This is a genomic window from Nocardia otitidiscaviarum (assembly GCF_007362295.1).
Taxonomy (GTDB): Bacteria; Actinomycetota; Actinomycetes; order Mycobacteriales; family Mycobacteriaceae; genus Nocardia; species Nocardia otitidiscaviarum.
In genome coordinates this window covers 6990714-7014819 of the sequence record NZ_CP041695.1, presented here as the reverse complement: position 1 = coordinate 7014819, position 24106 = coordinate 6990714, and the positions used below count along the sequence as shown (strand labels likewise).

24 protein-coding genes, 2 tRNA genes and 1 pseudogene are annotated in these 24106 nt (G+C 66.6%); 17 read left to right on the top strand and 10 right to left on the bottom strand.

Annotation, left to right across the window (positions count from 1 at the left end):
* Nucleotides 1–99: 99 nt before the first annotated feature.
* The 5 genes from FOH10_RS31550 to rpmH form a co-directional block, all read right to left on the bottom strand.
* Nucleotides 100–642, bottom strand: coding sequence for a Jag family protein (locus tag FOH10_RS31550; protein WP_029932477.1), 543 nt, complete (start codon nucleotides 640–642; stop codon nucleotides 100–102).
* A 59-nt stretch (nucleotides 643–701) separates the two neighbouring features.
* The gene (gene yidC, locus FOH10_RS31545; RefSeq protein WP_143984435.1) at nucleotides 702–1790 is read right to left on the bottom strand and encodes a membrane protein insertase YidC; all 1089 of its coding nucleotides are present in this window, start codon (nucleotides 1788–1790) and stop codon (nucleotides 702–704) included.
* A 4-nt stretch (nucleotides 1791–1794) separates the two neighbouring features.
* A complete protein-coding gene (gene yidD / locus FOH10_RS31540) occupies nucleotides 1795–2130 on the bottom strand; it encodes a membrane protein insertion efficiency factor YidD (protein ID WP_081592122.1) in 336 nt (111 codons plus the stop codon).
* The gene (gene rnpA / locus FOH10_RS31535; protein WP_143983389.1) at nucleotides 2127–2513 is read right to left on the bottom strand and encodes a ribonuclease P protein component; all 387 of its coding nucleotides are present in this window, start codon (nucleotides 2511–2513) and stop codon (nucleotides 2127–2129) included. The genes yidD and rnpA overlap by 4 nt, the downstream gene beginning before the upstream one ends.
* 95 nt (nucleotides 2514–2608) lie before the next feature.
* Nucleotides 2609–2752, bottom strand: coding sequence for a 50S ribosomal protein L34 (gene rpmH, locus FOH10_RS31530; RefSeq protein WP_081592136.1), 144 nt, complete (start codon nucleotides 2750–2752; stop codon nucleotides 2609–2611).
* Nucleotides 2753–3300: 548 nt separating this feature from the next.
* Here rpmH and dnaA point away from each other — a divergent pair.
* The 15 genes and pseudogenes from dnaA to FOH10_RS36370 all read left to right on the top strand — a co-directional run bounded on the left by dnaA (nucleotide 3301) and on the right by FOH10_RS36370 (nucleotide 19597).
* A complete protein-coding gene (gene dnaA / locus FOH10_RS31525) occupies nucleotides 3301–5157 on the top strand; it encodes a chromosomal replication initiator protein DnaA (protein WP_143983388.1) in 1857 nt (618 codons plus the stop codon).
* Between the two features lie 805 nt (nucleotides 5158–5962).
* Entirely contained in the window at nucleotides 5963–7132 is a 1170-nt protein-coding gene (dnaN, locus tag FOH10_RS31520; RefSeq protein WP_029932481.1) for a DNA polymerase III subunit beta, read from the top strand.
* Between the two features lie 135 nt (nucleotides 7133–7267).
* On the top strand, nucleotides 7268–8452 hold the full coding sequence (gene recF / locus FOH10_RS31515) for a DNA replication/repair protein RecF (RefSeq protein WP_143983387.1): 1185 nt from the start codon (nucleotides 7268–7270) through the stop codon (nucleotides 8450–8452).
* Between the two features lie 391 nt (nucleotides 8453–8843).
* Entirely contained in the window at nucleotides 8844–9422 is a 579-nt protein-coding gene (locus FOH10_RS31510; protein ID WP_143983386.1) for a DUF721 family protein, read from the top strand.
* A gap of 479 nt (nucleotides 9423–9901) precedes the next feature.
* Nucleotides 9902–11950, top strand: a complete 2049-nt coding sequence (gene gyrB / locus FOH10_RS31505; RefSeq protein ID WP_029932484.1) for a DNA topoisomerase (ATP-hydrolyzing) subunit B — start codon at nucleotides 9902–9904, stop codon at nucleotides 11948–11950.
* 81 nt (nucleotides 11951–12031) lie between these two features.
* Entirely contained in the window at nucleotides 12032–14548 is a 2517-nt protein-coding gene (gene gyrA, locus FOH10_RS31500; protein WP_029932485.1) for a DNA gyrase subunit A, read from the top strand.
* Nucleotides 14549–14593: 45 nt separating this feature from the next.
* Nucleotides 14594–15586, top strand: coding sequence for a DUF3566 domain-containing protein (locus tag FOH10_RS31495; RefSeq protein WP_228813181.1), 993 nt, complete (start codon nucleotides 14594–14596; stop codon nucleotides 15584–15586).
* Between the two features lie 139 nt (nucleotides 15587–15725).
* Nucleotides 15726–15799, top strand: a tRNA-Ile gene (locus tag FOH10_RS31490).
* A 164-nt stretch (nucleotides 15800–15963) separates the two neighbouring features.
* A tRNA-Ala gene (locus FOH10_RS31485) sits at nucleotides 15964–16036 on the top strand.
* 140 nt (nucleotides 16037–16176) lie between these two features.
* Nucleotides 16177–16782, top strand: coding sequence for a hypothetical protein (locus FOH10_RS31480; RefSeq protein WP_143983384.1), 606 nt, complete (start codon nucleotides 16177–16179; stop codon nucleotides 16780–16782).
* A gap of 2 nt (nucleotides 16783–16784) precedes the next feature.
* Entirely contained in the window at nucleotides 16785–17108 is a 324-nt protein-coding gene (locus FOH10_RS36175; protein WP_143983383.1) for an HNH endonuclease signature motif containing protein, read from the top strand.
* A gap of 664 nt (nucleotides 17109–17772) precedes the next feature.
* Nucleotides 17773–17994: a hypothetical protein gene (locus FOH10_RS31470; RefSeq protein ID WP_143983382.1), complete on the top strand. Its 222-nt coding sequence runs from the start codon at nucleotides 17773–17775 to the stop codon at nucleotides 17992–17994.
* Between the two features lie 67 nt (nucleotides 17995–18061).
* Complete coding sequence (locus tag FOH10_RS31465; protein ID WP_244961459.1) at nucleotides 18062–18631, top strand: phage terminase small subunit P27 family; 570 nt, start codon at nucleotides 18062–18064, stop codon at nucleotides 18629–18631.
* Nucleotides 18520–19056: pseudogene (locus FOH10_RS36375) on the top strand (terminase large subunit domain-containing protein); the annotation flags it as partial. The gene FOH10_RS31465 and the pseudogene FOH10_RS36375, both read left to right, overlap by 112 nt.
* Entirely contained in the window at nucleotides 19013–19597 is a 585-nt protein-coding gene (locus tag FOH10_RS36370) for an LtfC-like domain-containing protein (RefSeq protein ID WP_425326170.1), read from the top strand. The pseudogene FOH10_RS36375 and the gene FOH10_RS36370, both read left to right, overlap by 44 nt.
* Before the next feature lie 228 nt (nucleotides 19598–19825).
* On the opposite strand, the gene FOH10_RS31455 is transcribed toward FOH10_RS36370, so the two are convergent.
* The 5 genes from FOH10_RS31455 to FOH10_RS35110 all read right to left on the bottom strand — a co-directional run bounded on the left by FOH10_RS31455 (nucleotide 19826) and on the right by FOH10_RS35110 (nucleotide 22017).
* Nucleotides 19826–20368 (bottom strand): hypothetical protein, encoded by a 543-nt coding sequence (locus FOH10_RS31455; RefSeq protein WP_143983381.1) that lies wholly within the window; start codon nucleotides 20366–20368, stop codon nucleotides 19826–19828.
* A gap of 469 nt (nucleotides 20369–20837) precedes the next feature.
* Nucleotides 20838–21362 carry a hypothetical protein gene (locus tag FOH10_RS31450; protein WP_143983380.1) on the bottom strand — a complete coding sequence of 175 codons (525 nt, stop codon included), beginning with the start codon at nucleotides 21360–21362 and terminating at the stop codon, nucleotides 20838–20840.
* Between the two features lie 12 nt (nucleotides 21363–21374).
* Nucleotides 21375–21641 (bottom strand): hypothetical protein, encoded by a 267-nt coding sequence (locus FOH10_RS31445; protein WP_143983379.1) that lies wholly within the window; start codon nucleotides 21639–21641, stop codon nucleotides 21375–21377.
* Nucleotides 21638–21844, bottom strand: coding sequence for a hypothetical protein (locus FOH10_RS31440; RefSeq protein ID WP_143983378.1), 207 nt, complete (start codon nucleotides 21842–21844; stop codon nucleotides 21638–21640). Before FOH10_RS31440 ends, FOH10_RS31445 begins: the two co-directional genes overlap by 4 nt.
* Before the next feature lie 2 nt (nucleotides 21845–21846).
* Nucleotides 21847–22017: a hypothetical protein gene (locus FOH10_RS35110; protein ID WP_186000642.1), complete on the bottom strand. Its 171-nt coding sequence runs from the start codon at nucleotides 22015–22017 to the stop codon at nucleotides 21847–21849.
* 213 nt (nucleotides 22018–22230) lie between these two features.
* On the opposite strand from FOH10_RS35110, the gene FOH10_RS31435 reads away from it, so the two are divergent.
* The gene (locus FOH10_RS31435) at nucleotides 22231–23604 is read left to right on the top strand and encodes a helix-turn-helix domain-containing protein (protein WP_186000641.1); all 1374 of its coding nucleotides are present in this window, start codon (nucleotides 22231–22233) and stop codon (nucleotides 23602–23604) included.
* Between the two features lie 8 nt (nucleotides 23605–23612).
* Nucleotides 23613–24095 carry a hypothetical protein gene (locus tag FOH10_RS31430; RefSeq protein ID WP_186000640.1) on the top strand — a complete coding sequence of 161 codons (483 nt, stop codon included), beginning with the start codon at nucleotides 23613–23615 and terminating at the stop codon, nucleotides 24093–24095.
* Nucleotides 24096–24106: the final 11 nt, after the last annotated feature.

Here is a 24106-nt window from a genome sequence, read left to right as displayed (position 1 = left end):
AACTTCCCCGCAGTGAAGCGGCGGGGCGGGGGACTAGAGATAAGCGTAGGGCCCCCGGTTCTCGGAACCAGGGGCCCTACGGGTTTCGCGGCTTCCGTGTCAGCCCGGGAGGACGACCACGCGGCGGTTCGGTTCCACGCCTTCGCTCTCGCTGACGACACCGTCGACGGCCGCCACGGCATCGTGCACGATCTTGCGCTCGAACGGGGTCATGGGAGCGAGGGATTCACGTTCCCCGGTCTCCGCCACCCGGCGGGCCGCCTCGGTGCCCAGCGCGCTGAGCTCCGAGCGGCGCTTCGCCCGCCAACCCGCCACATCGAGCATGAGGCGACTGCGCACACCGGTCGTCTGCTGCACGGCCAGCCGGGTCAGCTCCTGGAGGGCATCGAGCACCTCACCGCGCCGACCGACGAGCTTGGTCAGATCCTTGCCGCCGTCGATGCTCACCACCGCGCGGTCACCCTCGACATCGAGATCGATATCGCCGTCGAAGTCGAGGACGTCCAGTAACTGCTCGAGGTAGTCGCCCGCGATCTCACCCTCTTCGATGAGCGCTTCCTCGGCGTCGTTCACGACATCGGCCTCGGTGTCCGCGGCAGCAGCCGTCACAGTGGAATCCCCTCCGTCGGTCTCAACAGTCATTGTCGTTTCCTTAATCTGCAATTGTCCGGCGCAGCCTCACGCCGATGAAAGCTGGTGACTCAGCGCCGCTTCTTCTGATTGGCGCGACCGCGATTGCCGGAACGCTTCTTGCCGCCGCCGCTCGACTTGGCGGCGGGCTTGGCGGTCGGCTTGGCGCCGTTCTGCGCCGCGGGGGGAGTGGTGTCGGCGGACTCGTCGGAGTCGGCGGCCGCATCGGAAACGGCGGCAGACTTCTTGCGGGTGTCGACCGGCTTCGCGCCCGGCTTCGGAGCATTCGCGGCCCGACGCTCGATGGCGGCGGCCTTCTTCGCCTCTTCTTCCTTCTCCATATGACCGAAGACGAGGTGCTGCTGCACGTAGGTCCAGATGTTGTTGGACACCCAGTAGACCAGGATGGCGACGGGCAGGAACGGACCGCCGACGAGCACACCGAGCGGGAACACGTACAGCGCCAGCTTGTTCATCAGCGCGGCCTGCGGGTTGGCGAGCGCCTCCGGGCTCTGCCGGGCCACCGAGGCGCGGGCGTTGAAGTGGGTGGCGACACCGGCGATGATCATCAGCGGAATCGAGACGGCCGCGATGGCGATGCGGGAGGGCTCCGGGCCGGAGGCGGTGAAGGCCGCCATCATGCTGTCCGGCATGGTGATCATGGCCGACAGCGGCGCTCCGAAAATGCGTGCGCCGAGGAAGGACTGGACGTCGGCCGCGCTGAAGATGTAGTTGGCGGTGTTGGCGTTCTCCTCCACCGACAGGCCCAGCTGACCGAACCCGTGGCCGGTTCGGTTGAACGACCGCAGCACATGGAACAGGCCGAGGAACACCGGCACCTGCAACAGCACCGGCAGGCAACCCATGAGCGGGTTGAAGCCGTGGTCCTTCTGCAGCTTCTGCATCTCGAGCGCCATCTTCTGGCGATCGTTCTTGTACTTGGCTTGCAGCGCCTTGATCTGCGGCTGCAACTCCTGCATCTGCTTGGTGGTGCGCACCTGCTTCACGAAGGGCTTGTACAGCACCAAGCGCAGCGTGAAGACGAGGAAGACCACGGCCAGGGTCCAGGACCATCCGCTGTCGTAGCCCAGCACGAAGCCGAAGGCACGGTGCCAGAACCACAGAATGGCCGACACCGGGTAGTAGATGAAGTCGAGCACGGCTCTATGCACTCCCGTCGTTCGTATCGCCGGTCACCGCGGGCGGTGACCCTTTACAAGTCGATGCCTCGTCCGGAGCAGACGTGCGGGCGTCCTTCCGTTCCGGTACGGGGTCCCACCCACCAGGGTGCCAGGGCGCACATTTGGCCAGCCGCACGGCTGTCAGTCCGAGTCCCACGACGAGACCTCGGGTGCGCAGCGCCGTCACCGCGTACTCGCTACAGGTGGGGGTGAACCGGCACACCGGCATGCGAGTGGGGGAGATGTAGGTCCGATACAGCTCGATGAGGAAGATCAGGGCCCGGGCCGGGAATCGCGCGACCGCGCGCAGCACGGTCATGACTCGCTGCCGGTGAGAACGCCGAGCTTGCGGAGACCGGCGCGCAACTGCCGCTGCAATTCGTCGGACGCGGTGTCCGCGGCGCCGGGCAGGGCGCGCAACACCACATCCGCGCCCTCGGGCAGATCGGCGGCCACGCTTGCGCAGATATGACGCAGGCGGCGGGCCACCCGGTGGCGTACCACCGCGTTTCCCACCGCCTTGCTGACGATCAATCCGAATCGCGGCCCGCCCACCCGAATACTCGGGTGGTCACGGTTCGCCTCCTGCCCGTCGGCTAGTAGTACATGCACGACAAGATCCCGCCTCCCGATCCGTCGGCCTTGGCGCACCGTCCGGGCGAAGTCGGTACGCCGGTGCAGCCGATAGGGCTCAGGCAGCACCTGAGCATCCGAGCGGGGAGGAGTGAGCGGGAGTCCGGAGGAACGATCCGTACGGCGAGCCGGTCATGCGACGCCGAGTCCGGGTAGGACCGGAATCAGGCCGTGAGCCGCGCGCGGCCCTTGGCACGACGCGCGGAAACGATGGCGCGGCCCGCACGGGTCCGCATCCGGAGGCGGAACCCGTGGACCCGCGCCCGACGACGGTTGTTCGGCTGGAACGTCCGCTTGCCCTTGGCCACGGTCAACACTCCTCTAGGTGGTGGGCGCCTGGTGACGCCCGAAGCTTGTCGGTGAAACGTGTCGCGAGAGACTCGCGCGCAATACCCTGGCGGCACGGGCAGCAGACAGCCGCCACCGCACCATAGGGTGACTGTACGAGTGTACTGACCCAGTGATCGGGGGTCAAACTCGGGGTTACGTGATGGCTGTCGCTGTGTTCAGCGTAGGGCCGTCGACCGACGACATGCCGATTATCGCCGCCTCTCCTGGGGGTTCGTGTCGAGCGGGGGTCGTCGTGTACGGTCCTTGGCACCGGCTTTCCTGCGAGTCGCCCGACAGTTGCTGATCGGTTGCTGAAGAACCGCAGGTCCACGCCTGATTTGGGGGCTCACCCGCGGCGACACGCGTATCCCCAGGTTGTCCACATCTGTGGATAATTGTGTGGAAAGACCCCTGGAGTGGCATATTCGTAGGGCCGACGCGTCCTCGCTGTGTCCGGAATGTGGGAGTTCCGAGCAGTGCCCGACCGTCTGCTCCATTCGACCTACTCCGGGGAGGACGACCGTAAGTGGACGCCGAGCAGAACGAGCTGACCGCCGTATGGCCCGAGGTCGTGGCCGAACTCACCACCGGTTCCTCCGATGGTGACATCCAGCCCGTCTCCAAGGCGCTCAAGGCCTGGCTGGGGCTCATTACGCCGATCACCTTCGCGCAGGGATTCGCCCTGCTCTCGGTATCCGGTCCGCTCGCTCAGCAGGTGGTGGAACGCGATCTGCGCGAACCCATCCTGCGCTCGCTCGCCCGTCGGCTCGGCCCCCAGGTCGAGGGTCTCGGCGTGCGGATAGCCGCACCGCAGCACCCGCCCGCCGACCGCGCCCCGAACCCCCGCCACGCCCGGATGACCTCCCGCCCGGAGCGTCCGCGCGAGCCCCGACCGGCTCCGCCGCAGTACGCTCCGGTGCCCGAACCGCCACCCGCCGAGCATCCGGTGCCGCGCTACCAGAGCGCTCCGGACTATCCCGAACCCCCGCGCTACGGGGAGCCCTCGGACTATCAATCCCGAGAAAACTATCCACCTGTGGATTACGGTCAGGGTCCGCTCGATCCGATGGCCGAAGAATTGCCGGACCCCATGCCGGAGCGCATGCCGGAGGCCATGTCCCAGCCGATGACGCCGCCCGCGGCTCCGGCGCCGCGTCGTCGGGAGAGCACGCACCGCACCCCGCCCATGCCGCCCGGACAGGAATCGCTGTTCCCCACCGAACCGGAGCCGGAGCCCGAGTCCATGCCCGCGGCGCGGCGTCCGGTGGACGACGAGGAGCCGGTGGTCAACGTCCGCAACTCGTGGCCCACCTACTTCAACAAGCCGCCCGAGCGCGACACCCCCGCCCCGTCCTCGGCCAGCCTGAACGCCAAGTACACCTTCGAGACCTTCGTCATCGGCGCCTCCAACCGTTTCGCGCACGCCGCCGCGGTGGCCATCGCGGAGGCTCCGGCCCGCGCCTACAATCCGCTGTTCGTTTGGGGCGCTTCGGGTTTGGGCAAGACCCACCTGCTGCATGCGGCCGGCCACTACGCCCAGCGGCTGTTCCCTGGCATGCGGGTGAAGTACGTGTCCACCGAGGAGTTCACCAACGACTTCATCAACTCGCTGCGTGACGACCGCAAGGTGGCCTTCAAACGGCGCTACCGGGAAACCGACATCCTGCTCGTCGACGACATCCAGTTCATCGAGGGTAAGGAAGGTATCCAGGAGGAGTTCTTCCACACCTTCAATACGCTGCACAACGCCAACAAGCAGATCGTGGTGTCCTCGGACCGGCCGCCCAAGCAGCTGGCCACGCTGGAGGAGCGGCTGCGTACCCGGTTCGAATGGGGCCTCATCACCGATGTGCAGCCGCCGGAGCTGGAGACCCGGATCGCCATCCTGCGCAAGAAGGCCCGGATGGACCGTCTCGATGTGCCGCACGACGTGCTCGAACTCATCGCCAGCCGGGTGGAGCGCAATATCCGCGAGTTGGAGGGCGCGCTCATCCGCGTCACCGCGTTCGCCTCGCTGAACGGGCAGCCGTTGGATCTGTCGCTGGCCGAGGTGGTGCTGCGCGACCTCATGCCCGACACCGCCACGCTGGAGATCACGGCGGCCACGATCATGGCCGTGACCGCGGAGTACTTCAACACCACGCTGGAGGAACTGACCGGCCCGGGCAAGGCGCGGCCGCTCGCGCAGGCCCGGCAGATCGCCATGTACCTGTGCCGCGAACTCACCGATCTATCCCTGCCCAAGATCGGTCAGGCGTTCGGCCGCGACCACACCACGGTCATGTACGCCGAGAAGAAGGTGCGCAAGGAGATGACCGAACGCCGCCGGGTGTACGACCAGGTGCAAGAACTCACAGCCCGAATCAAGCAGCGCTCCCGCTGATCCACAGCTAACAGGCCCCCACGTCACTTGACGTGGGGGTCTTCTGTTTTCGGGGTTGTGGATTCCTCGAGGAGTCCTCGAGGAAAGCATGTGGATTCCTCGAGGAATCCCACTGTTGTCCACGGGTTTGCCCCCAGGGCTCTACTCACAGCGGTGCACAGGCGGTAGTGCACAGTTCCCACAGGCCGATTCATCCACGGGGCCTGACCTGCCAGGACACGAGTTGTGCCCTGTGGATTCCTCGAGGACTCCCTGTCAGGTCCTCGAGGAATCCACGAGTTGTCCCCGGATTCGCTCAGATGTGGGCAGAGTGGGGTGGAATCGTGGAACAACTCGAGGACGACTCGAGGATGGATGTTGGACAACTTCGGGCGGTCCACAGACGCTCCCCGTTCATCCTCGAGACACCCCACGGACATCCCCACGCCGCCACCCGCTCTCAGCTGCGGAAACGAGCGGAGTCCACAGAATCCACAGCCCCTATTACTACTTAGATTTCTCTTCTAGAGATCTCTTCTTTAAAACAGGCGGTGTGGAAACTCGGCTCGGGAGCGCACGGTGCGCCCCGGCCCCCTCCACACCCGAACGAGCGGCAGGGAGAAGAAGGACGGTCCGAAGATCGACACCCGAAGACGCCGGAGGGTCGACGTTGGCGACGACGCCTCGCGCGGGTACGGTTTGGTGTCGGTCGTCTATGCCAGACTTCGAGGCGGCCGATTCACCAGCTGCCCTAGGCGTCGAGCCGACGCTGGACGAGCCGAGACAGATCACGAACGATCGAGACTGGGAGAGGACAGACCGGGCGATGGACCTTGCAAGCATGAAGTTTCGGGTCGCTCGCGAGGATTTCGCCGAATCCGTTGCGTGGGTGGCTCGCAGCCTGCCCTCGCGGCCTCCGGTACCGGTTCTCGGCGGCGTACTCCTCGTGGCCGATGAGGGCGGGCTGACGGTCTCCGGCTTCGACTACGAGGTCTCCGCGCAGATGCGGGTGGCCGCCGAGGTCGCCGGACCCGGACAGGTCCTGGTCTCCGGTCGCCTGCTGGCCGATATCACCAAGGCGCTGTCCAACAAGCCGGTGGACGTCTCGGTGGACGGCACCCGGGTGCTGATCCAGTGCGGCAGCGCCAAGTTCTCCCTGCCCACCATGCCGGTCGAGGACTATCCCCAGCTTCCCGAACTTCCTCCCCAGACCGGTGAACTCGCGGTCGACGTGTTCTCCGAGGCGGTGGGCCAGGTGGCCGTCGCCGCCGGGCGCGACGACACGCTGCCCATGCTCACTGGCATCCGGGTCGAGATCGAGGGCCCCAAGGTCGTGCTCGCGGCCACCGACCGCTTCCGCCTCGCCGTGCGCGAGCTGGAGTGGAATCCGGGCCGCCCCGATGTGGAGACCGCCGTGCTGGTTCCGGCGCGCACCCTCTCCGAGGCCGGTAAGACCCTCGGTCCGTCCGACGCGCCCGTGCAGCTGGCGTTCGGTACCGGCACCGACGGCCTGCTCGGCATCGTGAACGGCGGCCGCCGCACCACCACCCGGCTGCTCGACGCGGAATTCCCCAAGTTCCGCCAGCTGCTCCCCAAGGAGCACACCTCCATCGCGACCCTGTCGGTGAGCGCGCTGACCGAGGCCATCAAGCGGGTGGCGCTGGTGGCCGAGCGCGGTGCGCAGGTGCGGCTGGAGTTCAACGAGGAGGGCCTGCTGCTCTCCGCGGGCGGTGACGATGCCGGTCGCGCCGAGGAGTGGCTGGTGGCCGACTTCCGCGGCGAGCCGCTGACCATCGCCTTCAATCCGGGCTACCTGGTGGACGGCCTGTCCGCGCTGCGCTCGGACCGGGTGGCCTTCGGCTTCACCACTCCCAGCCGTCCGGCGGTACTGCTGCCCGCCTCCGACGACGCGCCGGAGCCCTCGGAGTCCGGCGCGTTCGCGGCGCTGACCGGTAATTACATCTACCTGTTGATGCCGGTCCGGCTCCCGGGCTGATCCGCGGATCGAACGTTTGTGCACAGTGTTGACAAACCTGTGAAAAACTCGGCGAGAGCGGGGATTTCGTCGTACGTCGGCGGATATCCCCAGCTCGCTGCACATTTCCACAGGGCGACGGGCACGGTGGAGTAGATGTACGTTCGGGCGCTGTCGCTGCTCGATTTTCGATCCTGGGAGCGGGCCGACCTCGAATTGCCGCCGGGGGGAACGGTTTTCCTCGGCTCCAACGGCAACGGCAAGACCAACCTGGTCGAGGCCGTCGGGTACCTGGCCACGCTCGGATCGCACCGCGTGGCGGCCGATGCGCCCCTGATCCGGATCGGGGCGTCGCGGGCGCGGATCGGGGCCACGGTGGTGAACTCCGGCCGTGAGCTGCGGGTCGATGTGGAGCTCAATCAGGGGTCGGCCAATCGGGCGCAGATCAACCGTTCGCCGGTGCGCCGCACCCGGGAGATCCTGGGGATTCTGCAGACGGTGCTGTTCGCGCCCGAGGATCTGTCGCTGGTGCGCGGCGATCCGGGGGAGCGGCGGCGCTTCCTGGACGAGCTGGCCACCGCACGGCTGCCGCGGCTGGCCGGGGTGCGGGCGGATTACGACAAGGTGCTGCGGCAGCGTTCGGCGCTGTTGAAATCGGCTGGCCGCCATGCCCGTTCCCGTGGCGGTTCCGGGGCGGAGCTGAGCACCCTGGACGTGTGGGACGGACATCTGGCCGCGCACGGCGCCGTGCTGCTCGCGCAGCGGCTGCGACTGGTGCACGAACTTCATCCACATCTCGCACAGGCGTATTCGGGGATCGCGCCGGAATCCCGGCCCGCCACGATCGGTTACCGCAGCGCCACGCTGCCCCCGGAGTTCCTGGACCCGGCGCGAGCGCCACGTGACGATGACGTGGAGGTGCTGGAGACCATCCTGTTGCGCGAGTTGTCCACAGCCCGTCCCAAGGAATTGGAGCGCGGGGTCTGCCTGGTCGGCCCGCACCGCGACGACCTGGATCTCATGCTGGGTTCCGCGCCGGCCAAGGGGTTCGCCAGTCACGGCGAATCCTGGTCCTTCGCGCTGGCGCTGCGGCTCGGCGCGTTCGAGCTGCTGCGCACCCAGGGCAGCGATCCGGTGCTCATCCTGGACGACGTCTTCGCCGAACTCGACCGCCGCCGCCGCACCGCCCTGGCCGCCGTGGCCGCCACCGCCGAACAGGTGCTGATCACCGCCGCGGTGCCGGAGGACGTACCGCCCGAACTGGACGCCAACCCGCTGCGGGTGGAGACCTCCGGGGATGCGGATCGCCGCACCTCTCACATCGCGGTTCCGGCACGGTGAGCGATACCTTCGGCCGCGCCGATTCCACGGGTCCGAATCGGCCGCCGAATGACGGTCGCCCGGTGCTGTCGCGCGGCGCGGTGGCCCGAGCGCCACGCTGCCTCCGGAGTTCCTGGACCCGGCGCGACCGCCACGTGACGATGACGGTGCGGTCGCGGTGCCCGCGCGCTGCCGAGCGTCCGGTGACGCACGTCCGCGATAGTCGTGCCGCCGGGAAAACCTTCCCCTGAGTTGCGCGGGAACCGGTCGCGGTCCGGAGTGCTCCGGCTGTCGAACCCGACCGGGGGTAGCGAATCGAGGTATCCGGTGAACAGCGACACGGGAATAGCGACTCTGTCGGACCGGTACGGCAGAATCGTTGCGACGTGCGGCTCGGAGAGGAAGGCATCGGATGGGTGACCAACCGGAACGGTCCGACGGCGCTCCGGCGGCAGGGGGAGGGTCGGACGGCGAGCTGCGGGGCATCGACCTCGCTCGGCGTGCACTCGAGGAAGCCCGTGCCGCCGCCCGCGCGGCCGGGAAGTCCGTCGGCCAGGGGCGGGCCTCACCCCGCAAGGGCGGCGTGCGGGCGCTGCGCCGCCGCCGCTCGGGCTGGTCGGGCGCGCATCCCGACGACCGCGACCCGCAGGCGCTCTCGGCTCTGACGGGATCGCTCGCGCGCAGCCGCGGCTGGTCCGGAAAGGTCGCCGAGGGCATGGTCTTCGGCCGCTGGGAGTCGGTGGTGGGGGAGGACATCGCCTCGCATGCGCACCCGGTTTCCTTGGAGAACGGCGTGCTCAACATCCAGGCCGAGTCCACCGCCTGGGCCACACAGCTGCGCATGCTGCAATCCCAGATCCTCGCCAAGATCAATCGCGCGGTCGGCCAGGGCGTGGTCACCTCGCTGCGCATCAACGGCCCGGTGGCCCCCAGCTGGCGCAAGGGCGACCGCCACATCAAGGGCCGCGGCCCGCGCGACACCTACGGGTAGTCACCACCGTCCACCCGCGCCGCCGCGGCTTCGGCGGACGGGAGAGTTCCTGGTCAGCGGCGAGTTTCACGTGGAACGTGGGCTGAATTCGTCGGTGCTACCGGCTAGGCTCGGGGGTATCCCGGCGCCGCGTGACACCGGAATCCCTCCGGCTGTCCAGCGAGTCGCTGGTGAACTTTGTCGCGTCGTCTGTGGCGACGTTCCAGTTGCCCGCTGAACGCTTTGGAACCCGGCCCGCCTATCTCCTGACCCTTCGCCGATCGATTTCATGCATCTGTGGCCCACTCAGGGGTGTCATAGGTGCATTCTGTGTCGGGTCTGCCAGTAGGATGGTGGGGTAACTAGCGGCGATATCTCCGGCGCGTTCCGCAGAGCCCGCGCGTGGACCCGTAATTCTCGAGCAGACAGGATTCGGGGCCCCACGTGTGTCGTCTCGCGCTGTGTCGAGAGGATCAGCAAGTAAGGAGAGCTACCGAGCAGTGGCTGCCAACGACTCCAACGCAAGCGGCTCCACCCCGGGCAAAGCGGGAAACCAGGACTACGGTGCCTCCAACATCACGGTCCTGGAGGGCCTCGAAGCCGTCCGCAAGCGTCCCGGCATGTACATCGGCTCCACCGGTGAGCGCGGTCTGCACCACCTGATCTGGGAGGTCGTGGACAACTCCGTCGACGAGGCGATGGCCGGATACGCCTCCCGCGTCGATGTGACCCTGTTGGCCGACGGCGGCGTCCGAGTCGTCGACGACGGCCGCGGTATCCCGGTGGAGATGCACGCCCAGGGCATTCCGACCGTCGAGGTCGTCATGACCCAGCTGCACGCGGGCGGCAAGTTCGACTCCGACGCCTACGCGGTGTCCGGCGGCCTGCACGGCGTCGGCATCTCGGTGGTGAACGCGCTGTCCACCCGCATGCACGTGGAGATCGACCGCGACGGCTACCACTGGAGCCAGGAGTACAAGGACTCCAAGCCGGGCAAGCTCATCAAGGGCGACCCCACCAAGCGCACCGGCACCACCCAGACCTTCTGGGCGGATCCGAACATCTTCGAGACCACCGTCTACAACTTCGAGACGGTCGCGCGCCGCCTGCAGGAGATGGCGTTCCTGAACAAGGGCCTCACCATCACCCTGACCGACGAGCGGGTCTCCGAGGGCGAGATCACCGACGAGGTGGTGAGCGAGACCGCCGAGGCGCCCAAGCATCTCGACGAGAACACGCCGCCCGCCGAGCCGAAGGTGAAGACCCGGACCTACCACTACCCGGGCGGTCTCGAGGACTACGTCAAGCACATCAACCGGACCAAGACGCCGATCCACAACTCGATCGTGTCGTTCACCGGCAAGGGCACCGGGCACGAGCTCGAGGTGGCCATGCAGTGGAACTCCGGTTACTCCGAGTCGGTGCACACCTTCGCCAACACCATCAACACCCATGAGGGCGGCACCCACGAGGAGGGTTTCCGCGCTGCGCTCACCACGGTGGTGAACAAGTACGCGAAGGACAAGAAGCTCCTCAAGGAGAAGGACGGCAACCTCACCGGCGACGACATCCGCGAGGGTCTGGCCGCCATCGTGAGCGTGAAGGTCGCCGACCCGCAGTTCGAGGGCCAGACCAAGACCAAGCTCGGCAATACCGAGGTCAAGTCGTTCGTGCAGCGCACCTGCAACGAGCATCTGACGCACTGGTTCGAGGCCAATCCGGCCGATGCCAAGACCATCGTGCAGAAGGCGGTGTCCTCGGCGCAGGCGCGCGTGGCCGCGCGCAAGGCGCGTGAGCTGGTGCGGCGCAAGAGCGCGACCGATCTGGGCGGACTGCCCGGCAAGCTGGCGGACTGCCGCTCCAAGGATCCGAGCAAGTCCGAGATCTACATCGTGGAGGGCGACTCCGCCGGTGGCTCGGCCAAATCCGGTCGCGACTCCATGTACCAGGCGATCCTGCCGCTGCGCGGCAAGATCATCAATGTCGAGAAGTCGCGCATCGACAAGGTGCTCAAGAACAACGAGGTCCAGTCGATCATCACGGCCTTCGGCACCGGCATCCACGACGAGTTCGATATCAGCAAGCTGCGCTACCACAAGATCGTGCTGATGGCCGACGCCGACGTGGACGGTCAGCACATCTCGACCCTGCTGCTGACCCTGCTGTTCCGCTTCATGCGGCCGCTGGTCGAGCACGGGCACGTCTTCCTGGCGCAGCCGCCGCTGTACAAGCTCAAGTGGCAGCGGTCGGATCCGGAGTTCGCCTACTCCGACCGGGAGCGCGACGGTCTGCTGGAGCGCGGCCTGGCGGCGGGCAAGAAGATCAACAAGGACGACGGCGTGCAGCGCTACAAGGGTCTCGGCGAGATGAACCCGAAGGAGCTGTGGGAGACCACCATGGATCCGAGCGTGCGGGTGCTGCGCCTGGTCACCCTGGACGACGCGGCGGCCGCCGACGAGCTGTTCTCGGTGCTCATGGGTGAGGACGTCGAGGCGCGGCGCAGCTTCATCACCCGCAATGCCAAGGACGTCCGCTTCCTCGACGTGTAGGGGCGGTGGTCCCTAGGGGTTCGATTCCCCTAGGCCCCGCATCCGCCACCACCCCACCAGACTTCCCACGGAGACCAATTCATGACTGAGACCTCCCTGCCCCCGTCGGGTGGCGACCGGATCGAACCGGTCGACATCCAGCAGGAGATGCAGAACTCCTACATCGACTACGCCATGAGCGTGATCGTGGGCCGCGCGCTGCCCGAGGTGCGCGACGGTCTGAAGCCGGTGCACCGCCGGATCATGTACGCGATGTACGACAACGGGTATCGGCCCGATCGCAGCTATGTGAAGTCGGCTCGCCCGGTCGCCGACACCATGGGCAACTACCACCCGCACGGTGACACGGCCATCTACGACACCCTGGTGCGCATGGCGCAGCCCTGGTCGCTGCGCTACCCGCTGGTGGACGGTCAGGGCAACTTCGGTTCGCGCGGCAACGACGGCGCGGCCGCCATGCGCTACACCGAATGCCGCCTGACCCCGTTGGCCATGGAGCTGCTGCGCGAAATCGACCACGAGACGGTCGATTTCCTGCCGAACTACGACGGCAAGACGCAGGAGCCGGTGGTGCTCCCGGCCCGCGTGCCGGTGCTGCTCATGAACGGCAGCAACGGCATCGCGGTCGGTATGGCGACGAATATCCCGCCGCACAACCTGACCGAACTCGCCGAGGCCATCTACTGGGCCCTGGACAATCACCTCGCCGACGAGGAGTCCACGCTCGCCGCGTGCATGGAGCGGGTGAAGGGTCCGGACTTCCCGACCGCGGGTCTGATCGTGGGCACCCAGGGCATTCACGACGCGTACACGACGGGCCGCGGCTCGATCAAGATGCGCGGCGTGGTGGAGATCGAGGAGGACAATCGCGGTCGCACCACGATCGTCATCACCGAGCTGCCCTACCAGGTCAACACCGACAACTTCATCAACTCGATCGCCGAGCAGGTGAAGGACGCCAAGATCGCCGGTGTCGCCGACATCCACGACGAGTCCTCGGATCGCGTGGGCATGCGCATCGTCATCACGGTCAAGCGTGACGCGGTCGCCAAGGTGGTGCTGAACAACCTCTACAAGCACACCCAGCTGCAGACCAGCTTCGGCGCGAACATGCTGTCCATCGTGGACGGCGTGCCGCGCACGCTGCGCCTGGACCAGATGATTCGCCTGTACGTGAATCACCAGTTGGACGTGATCGTCCGGCGTACCAAGTACCTGCTGCGCAAGGCCGAGGAACGCGCCCACATCCTGCGCGGTCTGGTGAAGGCCCTGGATCAGCTGGATGCCGTGATCGCCCTGATCCGCCGTTCGGCCGACACCGAGACGGCCCGTACCGGCTTGATGCAGCTGCTCGATATCGACGAGATCCAGGCGACGGCCATTCTCGATATGCAGCTGCGCCGCCTGTCCGCCCTGGAACGGCAGAAGATCCTCGACGAGTTGGCCAAGATCGAGGCCGAGATCGCCGATTTGAAGGACATTCTGGCGCGGCCGGAGCGGCAGCGTGCGATCGTGCGCGACGAGCTGGCCGAGATCGTCGACAAGCACGGCGACGACCGGCGCACCAAGATCATCGCCTCCGACGGTGACGTCGCCGACGAGGATCTGATCGCCCGCGAGGACGTGGTCGTCACCATTACCGAGACCGGTTACGCCAAGCGCACCAAGACCGACCTGTACCGCTCGCAGAAGCGCGGCGGCAAGGGCGTGCAGGGCGCGGGTCTCAAGCAGGACGACATCGTCAAGCACTTCTTCATCACCAGCACGCACGACTGGCTGCTGTTCTTCACCAACAAGGGCCGGGTGTACCGGGTCAAGGCGTACGAGCTGCCCGAGGCCAACCGCACCGCGCGCGGCCAGCACGTGGCGAATCTGCTGGCCTTCCAGCCGGACGAGAAGATCGCCCAGGTCATCCAGATCAAGTCCTACGAGGACGCGCCCTACCTGGTGCTCGCCACCCGCAAGGGGCTGGTGAAGAAGTCCAGGCTGACCGATTTCGACTCCAACCGCAGTGGCGGCATCGTCGCGGTGAATCTGCGCGACGAGGACGAACTGGTCGGTGCCGCGCTGTGTGCCGCCGATGACGACCTGCTGCTCGTCTCCGCGCACGGCCAGTCGATCCGTTTCGCCGCCAACGACGAGGTGCTGCGTCCCATGGGCCGCGCCACCTCCGGTGTGCAGGGCATGCGCTTCAACACCGACGACGAACTGCTGTCGCTCAATGTGGTGCACGAGGGTGAGCAGGGCTTCCTGCTCGTCGCGACCTCGGGCGGCTACTCCAAGCGCACGGCGCTGGACGAGTACACCGCGCAGGGTCGCGGTGGAAAGGGCGTATTGACCATCCAGTACGACCAGAAACGTGGCAGTCTGGTCGGAGCGCTCATCGTCGACGACGACGACGAGCTGTACGCCATCACCTCCGGCGGCGGTGTGATCCGGACGGCGGCCAACCAGGTGCGCAAGGCCGGACGCCAGACCAAGGGCGTGCGATTGATGAACCTGGGCGAGGGCGCTACGTTGCTCGCAATCGCGCGCAACGCCGATGAGCCCGACGCGGTTTCCGGTGAAGAAGATGCCAGTGGTTCGGCGAAGCAGTAGTTTTCTCGACAGCAGCGGCGGCACAACGGATCGAAGGATTCACCATTGACCACTCCGAATCAGCCGAATGACCAGCGGCAGCATGCCAACGGTGTGACCGAGCGAATCGCACCGTCCCCGATTCCGCCGCGCCCCATTCCGCGGCCGGGATCGCCGGAAGGGCAGCCGCAACCGCCTGAAATGTCGGGCCAGTCCGGTGATTTCGCGCAGGATGGCAACGCCGGACGTCGGAGCGATCCGGAGCAGGCCGCCCCGGATCAGGGCGCCGAGCAACCGGCATCCGGTGACGGGCAGACCACGTCCCGGTTCGAGGAGGGCGGCTGGTCCCAGCTACCGCAGCGGGAGCCGCAGTCCAACCTCTACCGTCCCGGCCAGGCTCCGGTGGCGGGACGCCCGGGCTCCGCGCCCGGGGTCGGCCTGAACGCGGGCGCGTCCAATGCCCGCACCACGGCCGACCTCGCCGCCAAGGCGGCCCGCAAGGAGGCCGCCATGGTGAAGTCCGTCGGCATCGACGGACCGACCCGCAGCATCGCGCGGCCGGAACTGGTCAAGGACATGCCGGACCTGTCCGATCTGCGGCATCCGCTGCCGCAGCACGTGGAGGCTCCGGCGGCGGTCGCCGGGGGTCCGGTGTCACCGTCGGCTCCGGCGGCCGTGCAGCAGGCCGTCTCCAGCGGTGAACCGCTGCGGGCGACCGTGCAGCTGCGCCATATCGATCCGTGGTCCACGCTGAAGGTGTCGCTGGTGATCAGCGTGGCGCTGTTCTTCGTGTGGATGCTCGCGGTGGGCCTGCTGTACCTCGTGCTCGAGGGCATGGGCGTGTGGGAGCGGATGAACTCCACCTTCACCGACATCGTCTCCGACGGCGGCTCGTCCTCGGCGATCGTGGACGCGGGCACCGTCTTCGGCTACGCCGGTGTGATCGGCATGATCAATGTGGTGCTTTTCACCGCCCTGTCCACGGTCGGCGTGTTCGTCTACAACAACTGCACCGATCTGGTCGGCGGCATCCAGGTGACCCTGGCCGATCCGGACTAGCCCACCCGGCATCCGGAGTACCTCTCGAAGCGGCCGGCGGCGGGCTCGTACAAGCCCGCTACCGGCCGTTTTGGTTACTCGGGGAGTCGTACGGTAATCTCATGCCTCGGTTCGGGTGAGACACCCGGAACCGAGATGAGGGCCTATAGCTCAGGCGGTTAGAGCGCTTCGCTGATAACGAAGAGGTCGGAGGTTCAAGTCCTCCTAGGCCCACTCCCGAATATCTCTGTAGGGTGGGATTCATGAAATTTTTCCTCACGATCGGCCTCGTCGCCGCGGTGATTTTCGGAATCAGCAAACTGCGTCAGCGCAACGACGCGGACCTCTGGCACGAGGTAACCACGCGCTGAACAACTTTCGGGGATTCTTCCCCGTCCGGGGCCTTAGCTCAATTGGCAGAGCACTGCCTTTGCAAGGCAGGGGTTAGGGGTTCGATTCCCCTAGGCTCCACAACTATCAGAGCAGGTCAGATAGGGTTTCTGCCCTACTGGTCTGCTTGTGTCCACACTCCGTGTCCACACTTTGTGGATAGCGGGGTAGCGGTCCACCGTGAATCTGAGGGGATTCGGCGCAGACCACGAGGTTGAGTCATGCCCGCACCTACCCCCAATCCCATTCCCCGACCGCGCCCCCGCAAAGACGGCACGGTCTGCTGGCAGGTCCGCTACCGCATCACCCGCGACGGTCGCCGCGTCGCCGCCTCCCAACCATTCGACGATCTCGCCGAGGCCGAACGCTTCGCGAAGATCCTCGCGCGCGTCGGCGCCGAACAAGCCGAGAAGTACCTCGCCGCCCGAGTCGCCGCCGACGCCGCGCCCGCGATCACCATCTCAGAGTGGTTGCGCCGCTACGCCGACCGTCTCACCGGCATCGAGGACGAGACCCGCCGCAAGTACCACCGGATGATCGACCTCGACGTCGACCCGTTCATGGGCGAGTTGCCCATCGACGCCTACACCGACGATCTCGACGCGGCATGGGTCGACCACCTCGTCAACGAGACCGGCAACGCACCGAAAACCGTTGCCAACAAACACGGATTCGTCTCGGCGGCGATGGCCGCCGCCCGGCACCGGCCCACACCGCTGGTGCCGTCGAATCCGTGCGCATATACGCGTCTGCCGCCCGTTCACGGCCGCCGCCGGGACTATTTCACCCTGCTGGATATGGGCTGTTTGAGGCGGCTCGGCCGGTAGCCATGCCCAGCAAGCCGCTCCGCGTGTGCATCCGCTGTCGCAAGCCGGCACCCGCCGGGCGACGCTGCCCATGCGCCCCCGCATGGACCGGACGCAACGGCTACACCGGCAGCGGCAGTACCCGCAAATGGCGCACGCTGCGTGAGGCCAAGCTCGCGACCGACCCGATATGTGAACGGCCCGGCTGCGTCGCCCTGGCCGACGAAGTCGACCACATCGAACCCGTAGGCGCGGGCGGCGACCGGTACGACTGGTCGAACCTGCAATCGCTGTGCCGCCCCTGCCACCAGGCCAAGACCGTTCGCGACTGCTCTGCGGCGCGATAGGCAAGCGCGCCTGCCCGGCTCCATTCGGCACATGTTGTCAACCAGCTTGTCGACAACAGCGGCGACTGTAAAGCTGGTTTACACTTGGTGTCGTATCACTTGCGGTTGTACAGCAAGTGGTTTTACAGCAAGAGGCCCTGGCCCCGCTGCCACGGAACCAGGGCCGACCGGATGGTCTACAACCACCCGGTCTCTTGTACAGCGCGAACAACGCGGTAGAGCGCATACCCAGCGTTTACCAATGAGGCCGTTGCGGAAAGCAAAACCGCAGCGGCCTTCACTTTGTCCACAACCGCTTGAGGCAGTCGCGGCAAGCGATCGAGTCTCACGATCATCGACCTCCATCCTGTGTACCGGGACCGCAGGCCCCGAGTGCCGCGTCTCTCGGCGAGAGACAGTCTGACGACACCGGACGGAGGTCGACGCATTCGACTTCGCTTGTGTCAGCGCTAGATTCGATACTACGCGGGCCGGGCAACTGTCGATTCCCTGCAGACCCCTCAAGTTGCCCCTCAGTTTCGCCACGGCTGCCGAGAACGTCGACAACCGGGACGGGGTGGGGGGTCGCGATCGCTAGCCTGCGAGGGACGGACCACGCCGCGGTAGCCTTCATTTTCCGCGCTCAGCTCAGCGCGTAGGGGGGCTGAGGTGGCACAATGGTGGTGTGCCCTCGCAACGCTTCGGCCTCATTGGACTCGGCGTTCTGGGAGCCTGCGCAGTGGGCTCGCAGGTGGCTGCCGGGTTCACCGGCACGCCGACACTCTCTCAAGTCGGATTCCTTGTTCTGGCGGTGCTTTTCGGCGGTTCTGCTGTCTCGTTCGCAGGCCACCTGAGCGGCAAAGAATTTGCCCCGGCCACTTCGCAAACAAAAAATGTGGCTTTATAACTAAGTGGCATCCATCTATCGTTTAGCGAGGTCAACGCGGTTTTTGGCGTGGATCGGAGGTGCAGCGATGGCAGCTCCGAACCCTCGACCAGCCGCTCTGCGGCTGCTGACGGGCCGTTCCGAGGGCCGTGACAGTGGCGGCCGGACGGTCACGCCACCCCCGGCGTTCCGTCGCATCCCTCCTAAGCCGCCGACGTGGCTCTCGCGTGAGGCCGCGGCCGAGTGGAAGCGCATCGTGCCCGGTCTGGCCCGCCTCGACCCGCTCAAGGAGGAGGACCGTGCCGCGCTGGCGGCGTACTGCGAGACCTGGGCGACCTGGGGCACCGCGATTCGCGACGTGCGGCGTAATGGGCTCACGGTCGAGAATCACTCGACCCGCAAGGACGGCACCGAGTCGACCTGGGTTACGAAGAACCCTGCGGTCGCTGTGGCCGAGACCGCCTCGCAGCAGTTGTGCGCGTGGTGCCATGAGTTCGGTCTGACGCCCTCGGCCGAGGCCCGCGTCTCGCGCGGGGGGCGGCGACGATGGCGACGAAGACAACCCGTTCGAGTAGCCCGAGCCCGCACGGTGTCGAACTCCCGGACGCCGAGGAGCTCGACCGCCTCAAGCTCTCACCCGAGGTCGCCTACTACCTGACCAGCCGCGGCATTCCGCTGCCGGATTGTCCGCCACGGTGGAAGACGCCCGAGCCGCGTGACGAGCCCGGCGCGCGGTTCGATCCCGAGCGAGTCGACAATGTGCTCACGGTGTTCCGCAATCTGCGCCACACCAAGGGCCGTCTCGCCGGGCGCCCGCTGATCCAGGACCCGTGGCAGGTCGCCTACCTGCTCGCGCCGGTGTTCGGATGGGGCCACTACGACGACGACCTCGCCATGTACGTGCGCATCATCCGCACGGTCTATGTCGAGCTTCCGCGCAAGAACGGCAAGTCGACGATCGCGGGCGGTATCGGCATCTACCTGACCACGGCGGACGGCGAAGAGGGCGCGCAGGTGATCGCCGCGGCGACCCGCCTCGATCAGGCACAGTTCGTGTTCGCGCCGATCAAGCAGCTCGCCGAGAAGGCCCCGGCGCTGCGCCGCCACGTCAAGACCTACAAGGCCAAGATCGTGCACCCTCGCACCGGCTCGTACGAACGGCGATTTCATCGCCTCCCGCACCAGCCCGGCCGGACCGCTCCCGCCGGGCACGACCGCCGAAATCGAATGGGACACCACGCCGTCACAAACCACATGGACCGCCACCGTGGACGGCGCCACCGTCTCATGGCGCGAGGAAGCCGCGGCAGTCGCCGCCATCCCGGCCGGAACGCCGTTCGTGATGTGGATTCACTACCCGAACACCGTCACCAGCACCACCGACGATTACGAGTGGGATCAAGGGCGTCGCGCGCCGCTGATCCTGAGCCGCAAGGAGACCATGTGCTATTTCGCGGTCAGCACGGCGACCGGGTGCGCGATCCTCACTCAAGCCGGACTACCGCCCGCATCCGGCGCCACCTCCGGGCAGACCGGGCAAACGATCCGGCAGTCGACGACGACGAATATCGCCGTGGGCGACCTCATCGAGTTCCGGCGCGTCGGCAACGTGTTCACCGCCTAGCGCAACGGCAACGAATTCCTGAGCTGGACCGACACCGGCAACATCGTTGCCAGCGGCCCGACGAATCGCCGGTGGGGGCTCGTCGTCGAGGGCAATTTCCCATTCCTTAATGCCGAGTACCGCTCACCCGCCATCGACTCAATCGAGGCGTACGACCTCTGACATCCGAACACGAACCGCCCCGGCCGGAAGTCTCCGGCCGGGGCGGTTTCGTCGTTTTCGAGCAAGTCAGTCGGTGAGCACTTCCCAGGCCTGTTGCTCGGCCTCCGGCGACGGCTCGCCATTCCACAAGTGAGACTTGAACTGCGAGTCCTTCACCTCGGCGAGCGTCTCGGCCTCGCCGCCTCGTTGAACGAAGTTCTCGACCCACATCGCCTCGGCGCGTTCGCTGAGCGGGGTGGCTTTGACTGCCTTCGCGAGCTGAGTCGCAATAGGGCGCAGCGCGTCGGCAGTGTCGGCTTGCGGCGCGCAGATATCCACCGCTACACCGACCGCCTCGCCATTGCCCATCTTGGTTACGCGACCGCCGAGAACCTGCACCCCCTCGGGGAGGGCTGCGGCCTCGACGGCAGCGGCGAGGTCAGGATCGGATATCGGATGAGAAGCCGAGCAGCTCGTCGCCGCTGTGTCCGACTCTTCAGAAGAGACCGCGCCAATAATGACGACGAGCAACACGACCAGCAGAGCGCCGCCGAGAAGCGCGAGAATCATCTTGTTTGTGCGGCGGCGATTCGCCATCGGATCGTCTGGCGGCGGTACGGGATTGGACAAGGGAACCCCCTAGTGGGTGATCAAATCGTCGAGTCCTGGATCGGGCCGAGAATGCGGGGCGTTATCCAGAAACCGGCGTATGGCACGAAATGTCATGCGCAGGGCTGAGATAGAAATCGCCCCGCCAGTCTTTCGGTCGACTCGGCGGGGCGACTTCATGGCCGCGTTCTTCACTCGATGCCGAGAACGCCCATCGACCAGGTAGCGGCGGCGTCGGAGTCGTCAGGCCCGAACGCGGTCGTGGCGGCCACCGGCGGCAACCATGACAGGGTGCGCAGCCCGGACGCGGGCCGGATTACCCAGCCGCGGCGAGACTCCCACAACAGGTCATGTCCTTTTGACGAGCCCGGCACGAGGCGGCGTGCCCGCCCCACCATGCCGCGGACGCTCGATCGGACCGCGGACCTGATTCGAACATTGATGGGCAGATGGTCCACATCCGCATATCGCCTCATTCGTAGATCCTCTCTCAGCAGTCGCCGGTCGAGACGAGCCTCGGCGTGGTCACATCGGTGAACGTGAAGTCGTTGGATTGCAGGCTACCGGTGACGTGCACCATTCCGCGCCACAACCCGGCGCGGCACTCGGCCGATGCTCGCAGTGTCAGGCGCGGATTCGGGATGGCCGGGGATGCTTGCGTGGACTGCGTGACCCATGACCCGTCGGTGTCTCGCCGCTGCAAGAGCAGCGTGAGGTTGTGGCTGGCAGGCGGTTCGTCGCAGATGACGAGTACCTCGATCCAGATAGTCGGCGGCTGCACCTGCACGCGGCCGTCGGGCTGGAACTCCAGTCCGCACGATTTCGCGGCCGTGGCGGTTCCGGTGGAGATCGTCAGCAGTGCCGCGACGATCAGCAGCACCGAGGTTGCGGCTGCGAGCGCACGCGACGAGTGGGATAGCGGAGCAGTACGCATGATGTTGTCCTGTTGGTTCAGTTGTGGGCGTGGAGGATTCGGCAGCGCATCGACCTGTGGCGGCGCTCTGGCTGCGAACACGACGTCACCGGTTCACCGGCCGGAGATACGGCCGCAGTTGGGGCCGCCGGGACGCATGGCCTCACGCTCGGCGAGCACCTGCCAGAACAGCTCGCGATGTTCCGGGAACAGATCGAAGCACTTCCCGAGGTCGACACCGTCCTCACCCGGCGGCATAGACAGGCTGCGCCGACCGCTGCGCACCGCGAATACCGTTGCGACGCCGTCGACGATCGCCCAGCGCGCTGTGCCGCTCGCGTTGGTGGTGGCGTACATCGTTGGTGTGGTCGGTGCGTTCACGCGGGCCACCCAGCGGGCACGAGCTTGCCGTCGCCGACGAGCTTCTTGTACGCGATCGTCTTCGTGAGGCACTGGCCTACTTGGCATTCGCGGTGTGCCTGCATGGCCTCGTGCGGGTGCTCGGCCGCCCATCGAAAGCTCGCGTGGCTGATGATCTGGGCAATCGTGGCGGCGTCGATATCCGATGGCAGATGAATTTCCATGGCTACCCCCGGATCGGAATAAGCGTGCGGGCGGCCTCGGCGTCGAGGCGAGCCCGGATCTCGGCAACGGTGGGGCCGCGGTGGTGACGTGCCTGCACGGTGCGATCGGCCGCGGCCGCGACGCAGACCAGGAGGAGTAGCGCGATCACCATGATTGCGAGGATGATTTCCATGTCGGGTGCCTCCAGTTCCCTGGAACGGATGGAGTGCACCCGACGCCAGGAGATGGTGAGGGGCGTCGACCTGGCATCGGGTGCTGATTTCACCCTCGCGCGCGGGTTGCTCCGAATGAAGTGGACGGCGGTACACGCCGGTATACGCTCGGTCTACGCATCTCCCACCAAACAGGGGTAACGGGTATGCAAGAGGCATGGACAGGTGCCGACGTGACAGCGCTGCGGAAAGCGCTGGACATCTCGCAGAAGGAATTCGCGAGGAAAATCGGCATCCACGAGAGCACGGTCAAGAAGTACGCCGCCCGCGGCGAGACGATCACGTTGGACGCCGAACTCGCGGAAGCGATGGACACGGCCCTCGCGCTGGCGACGCCCGAGCAGCGGGCGCGATACCTCGCCGCTAGGCAGACCTGTGTCTCGATAGTCCTGCTCAGCGATTCAGACGGCCCGACCGAACCCGTTACGCAGCAATTGGAGCCGGGCGTCTGGACTGCGGACTGCACCGCGATAGCCCACGCCCTCACCCGAAAGGATCTAATGGTGGACCGGCGGCAAGCCACCCGCGCGTTACTCGGCGTCATTGTCGGCGCGAACCTGCTCGAGCCCCTTGAGCGCTGGTTAGGTGCACCGGACGGGCAGTGCGAGATAGCGGCCAGCGCCGCGGAGATCGGCATCCAAGAGGTGGAGCAACTCGAGACCGCCGCGCGGGTCTTCCGCGAGTGGGACGACCAGTACGGCGGTGGGCTGCGCCGCAAGGCGGTCGTCGGCCAGCTCGACGAGGTAACCGACCTGCTCGACCGCACTAATTCGCCAGGATTGCGCCGCCGTCTGACCGCTGTACTCGCGCAGCTGGCCGAGACCGCAGCCACGATGTCATGGGATTCTGGACAGCAGGCCGTCGCGCAGCGGTACTACATCCTGGCGGTCCGGGCCGCCAAGGCCGCCAGCGACGCACCGTTCGCTGCGCACGCGCTTTCCGGTATGGCCCGGCAGTTGCTGTGTCTCGGCCGCGCACACGACGCGCTCGAACTCGTGCGCCTGGCGCAGGATATCGCCGCAGAGGAGACAGCACCCGCAGTCCGGGCAATGCTCGATACCCGCGAAGCGTGGGCATACGCACAGCTCGGTAGACCGACCGCGTTCCGACGGACTTCCGACCGCGCGTTCGAGGCACTCGCCGCGACCAAGCCCAGCGAAAACCCATACTGGATTGGCTATTTCGATGCCGCCGAGCTCGCAGGCACCACAGGTGGCCGTTTGCTCGAGATGGCACAGCGCAACCCTGAGTACGCTGCACCGGCCGCCGAATACATCGGGCAGGCCATCGCCCTCCGCAGGCCGGACCGCTTACGCAGCACGGCCCTCGACCAGCTCGGCATCGCCGAGGCTCGCCTGATCGAGGGCGAGGCCGAGGAAGCGTGTCGACTCGGGCACGAGGCTCTGACCACCGTGGAACGGACCGCATCCGACCGCGTACGGGTCAAGCTCGGCGAGATGTACCAGCGAACCAGCGCACTCGCCGACGTCGCGGTCGTGGCAGAGTTCCGCGACAGGATGCGCCCTTTCATCGCCGCACCTGTATAGAGGTGGGCATGACTCGCATCGGTGTGACCGGACATATGAACATCGCCGCCAACTCGGTTCCGCTCATCTACGACGAGATCCGCAGCGTCCTTGACGAGCACGGCGATGCAGCCGATCTCGTCGGAATCAGCTGCATCGCCCGTGGCGCCGACTCGGTATTCGCGCAGGCCGTACTCGATGCGGGCGGTCGCCTCGAGGTCGTGCTGCCATCGCGAAACTACCGCGAGCGCAAGGTCAAACCCGACCATGCGCAGCAGTTCGACGAGCTGATCCGGCGCGCCGACACCGTGCGAGTGATGGAGTTCGACGAGGCAGGCCGCGACGCATACGAGGCCGCGAACGAGGCAGTCGTCGGTACCTGCGACGCGCTTATAGCCGTATGGGATTCCCAGCCCAGCGCGAAGGGCGGCACCGGGACCGTCGTCGATTTGGCACGCGACAAGGGCGTGCCCGTCGTCATCATATGGCCCGACGGCGCTGCACGTGGCTGACCAATAGGCCG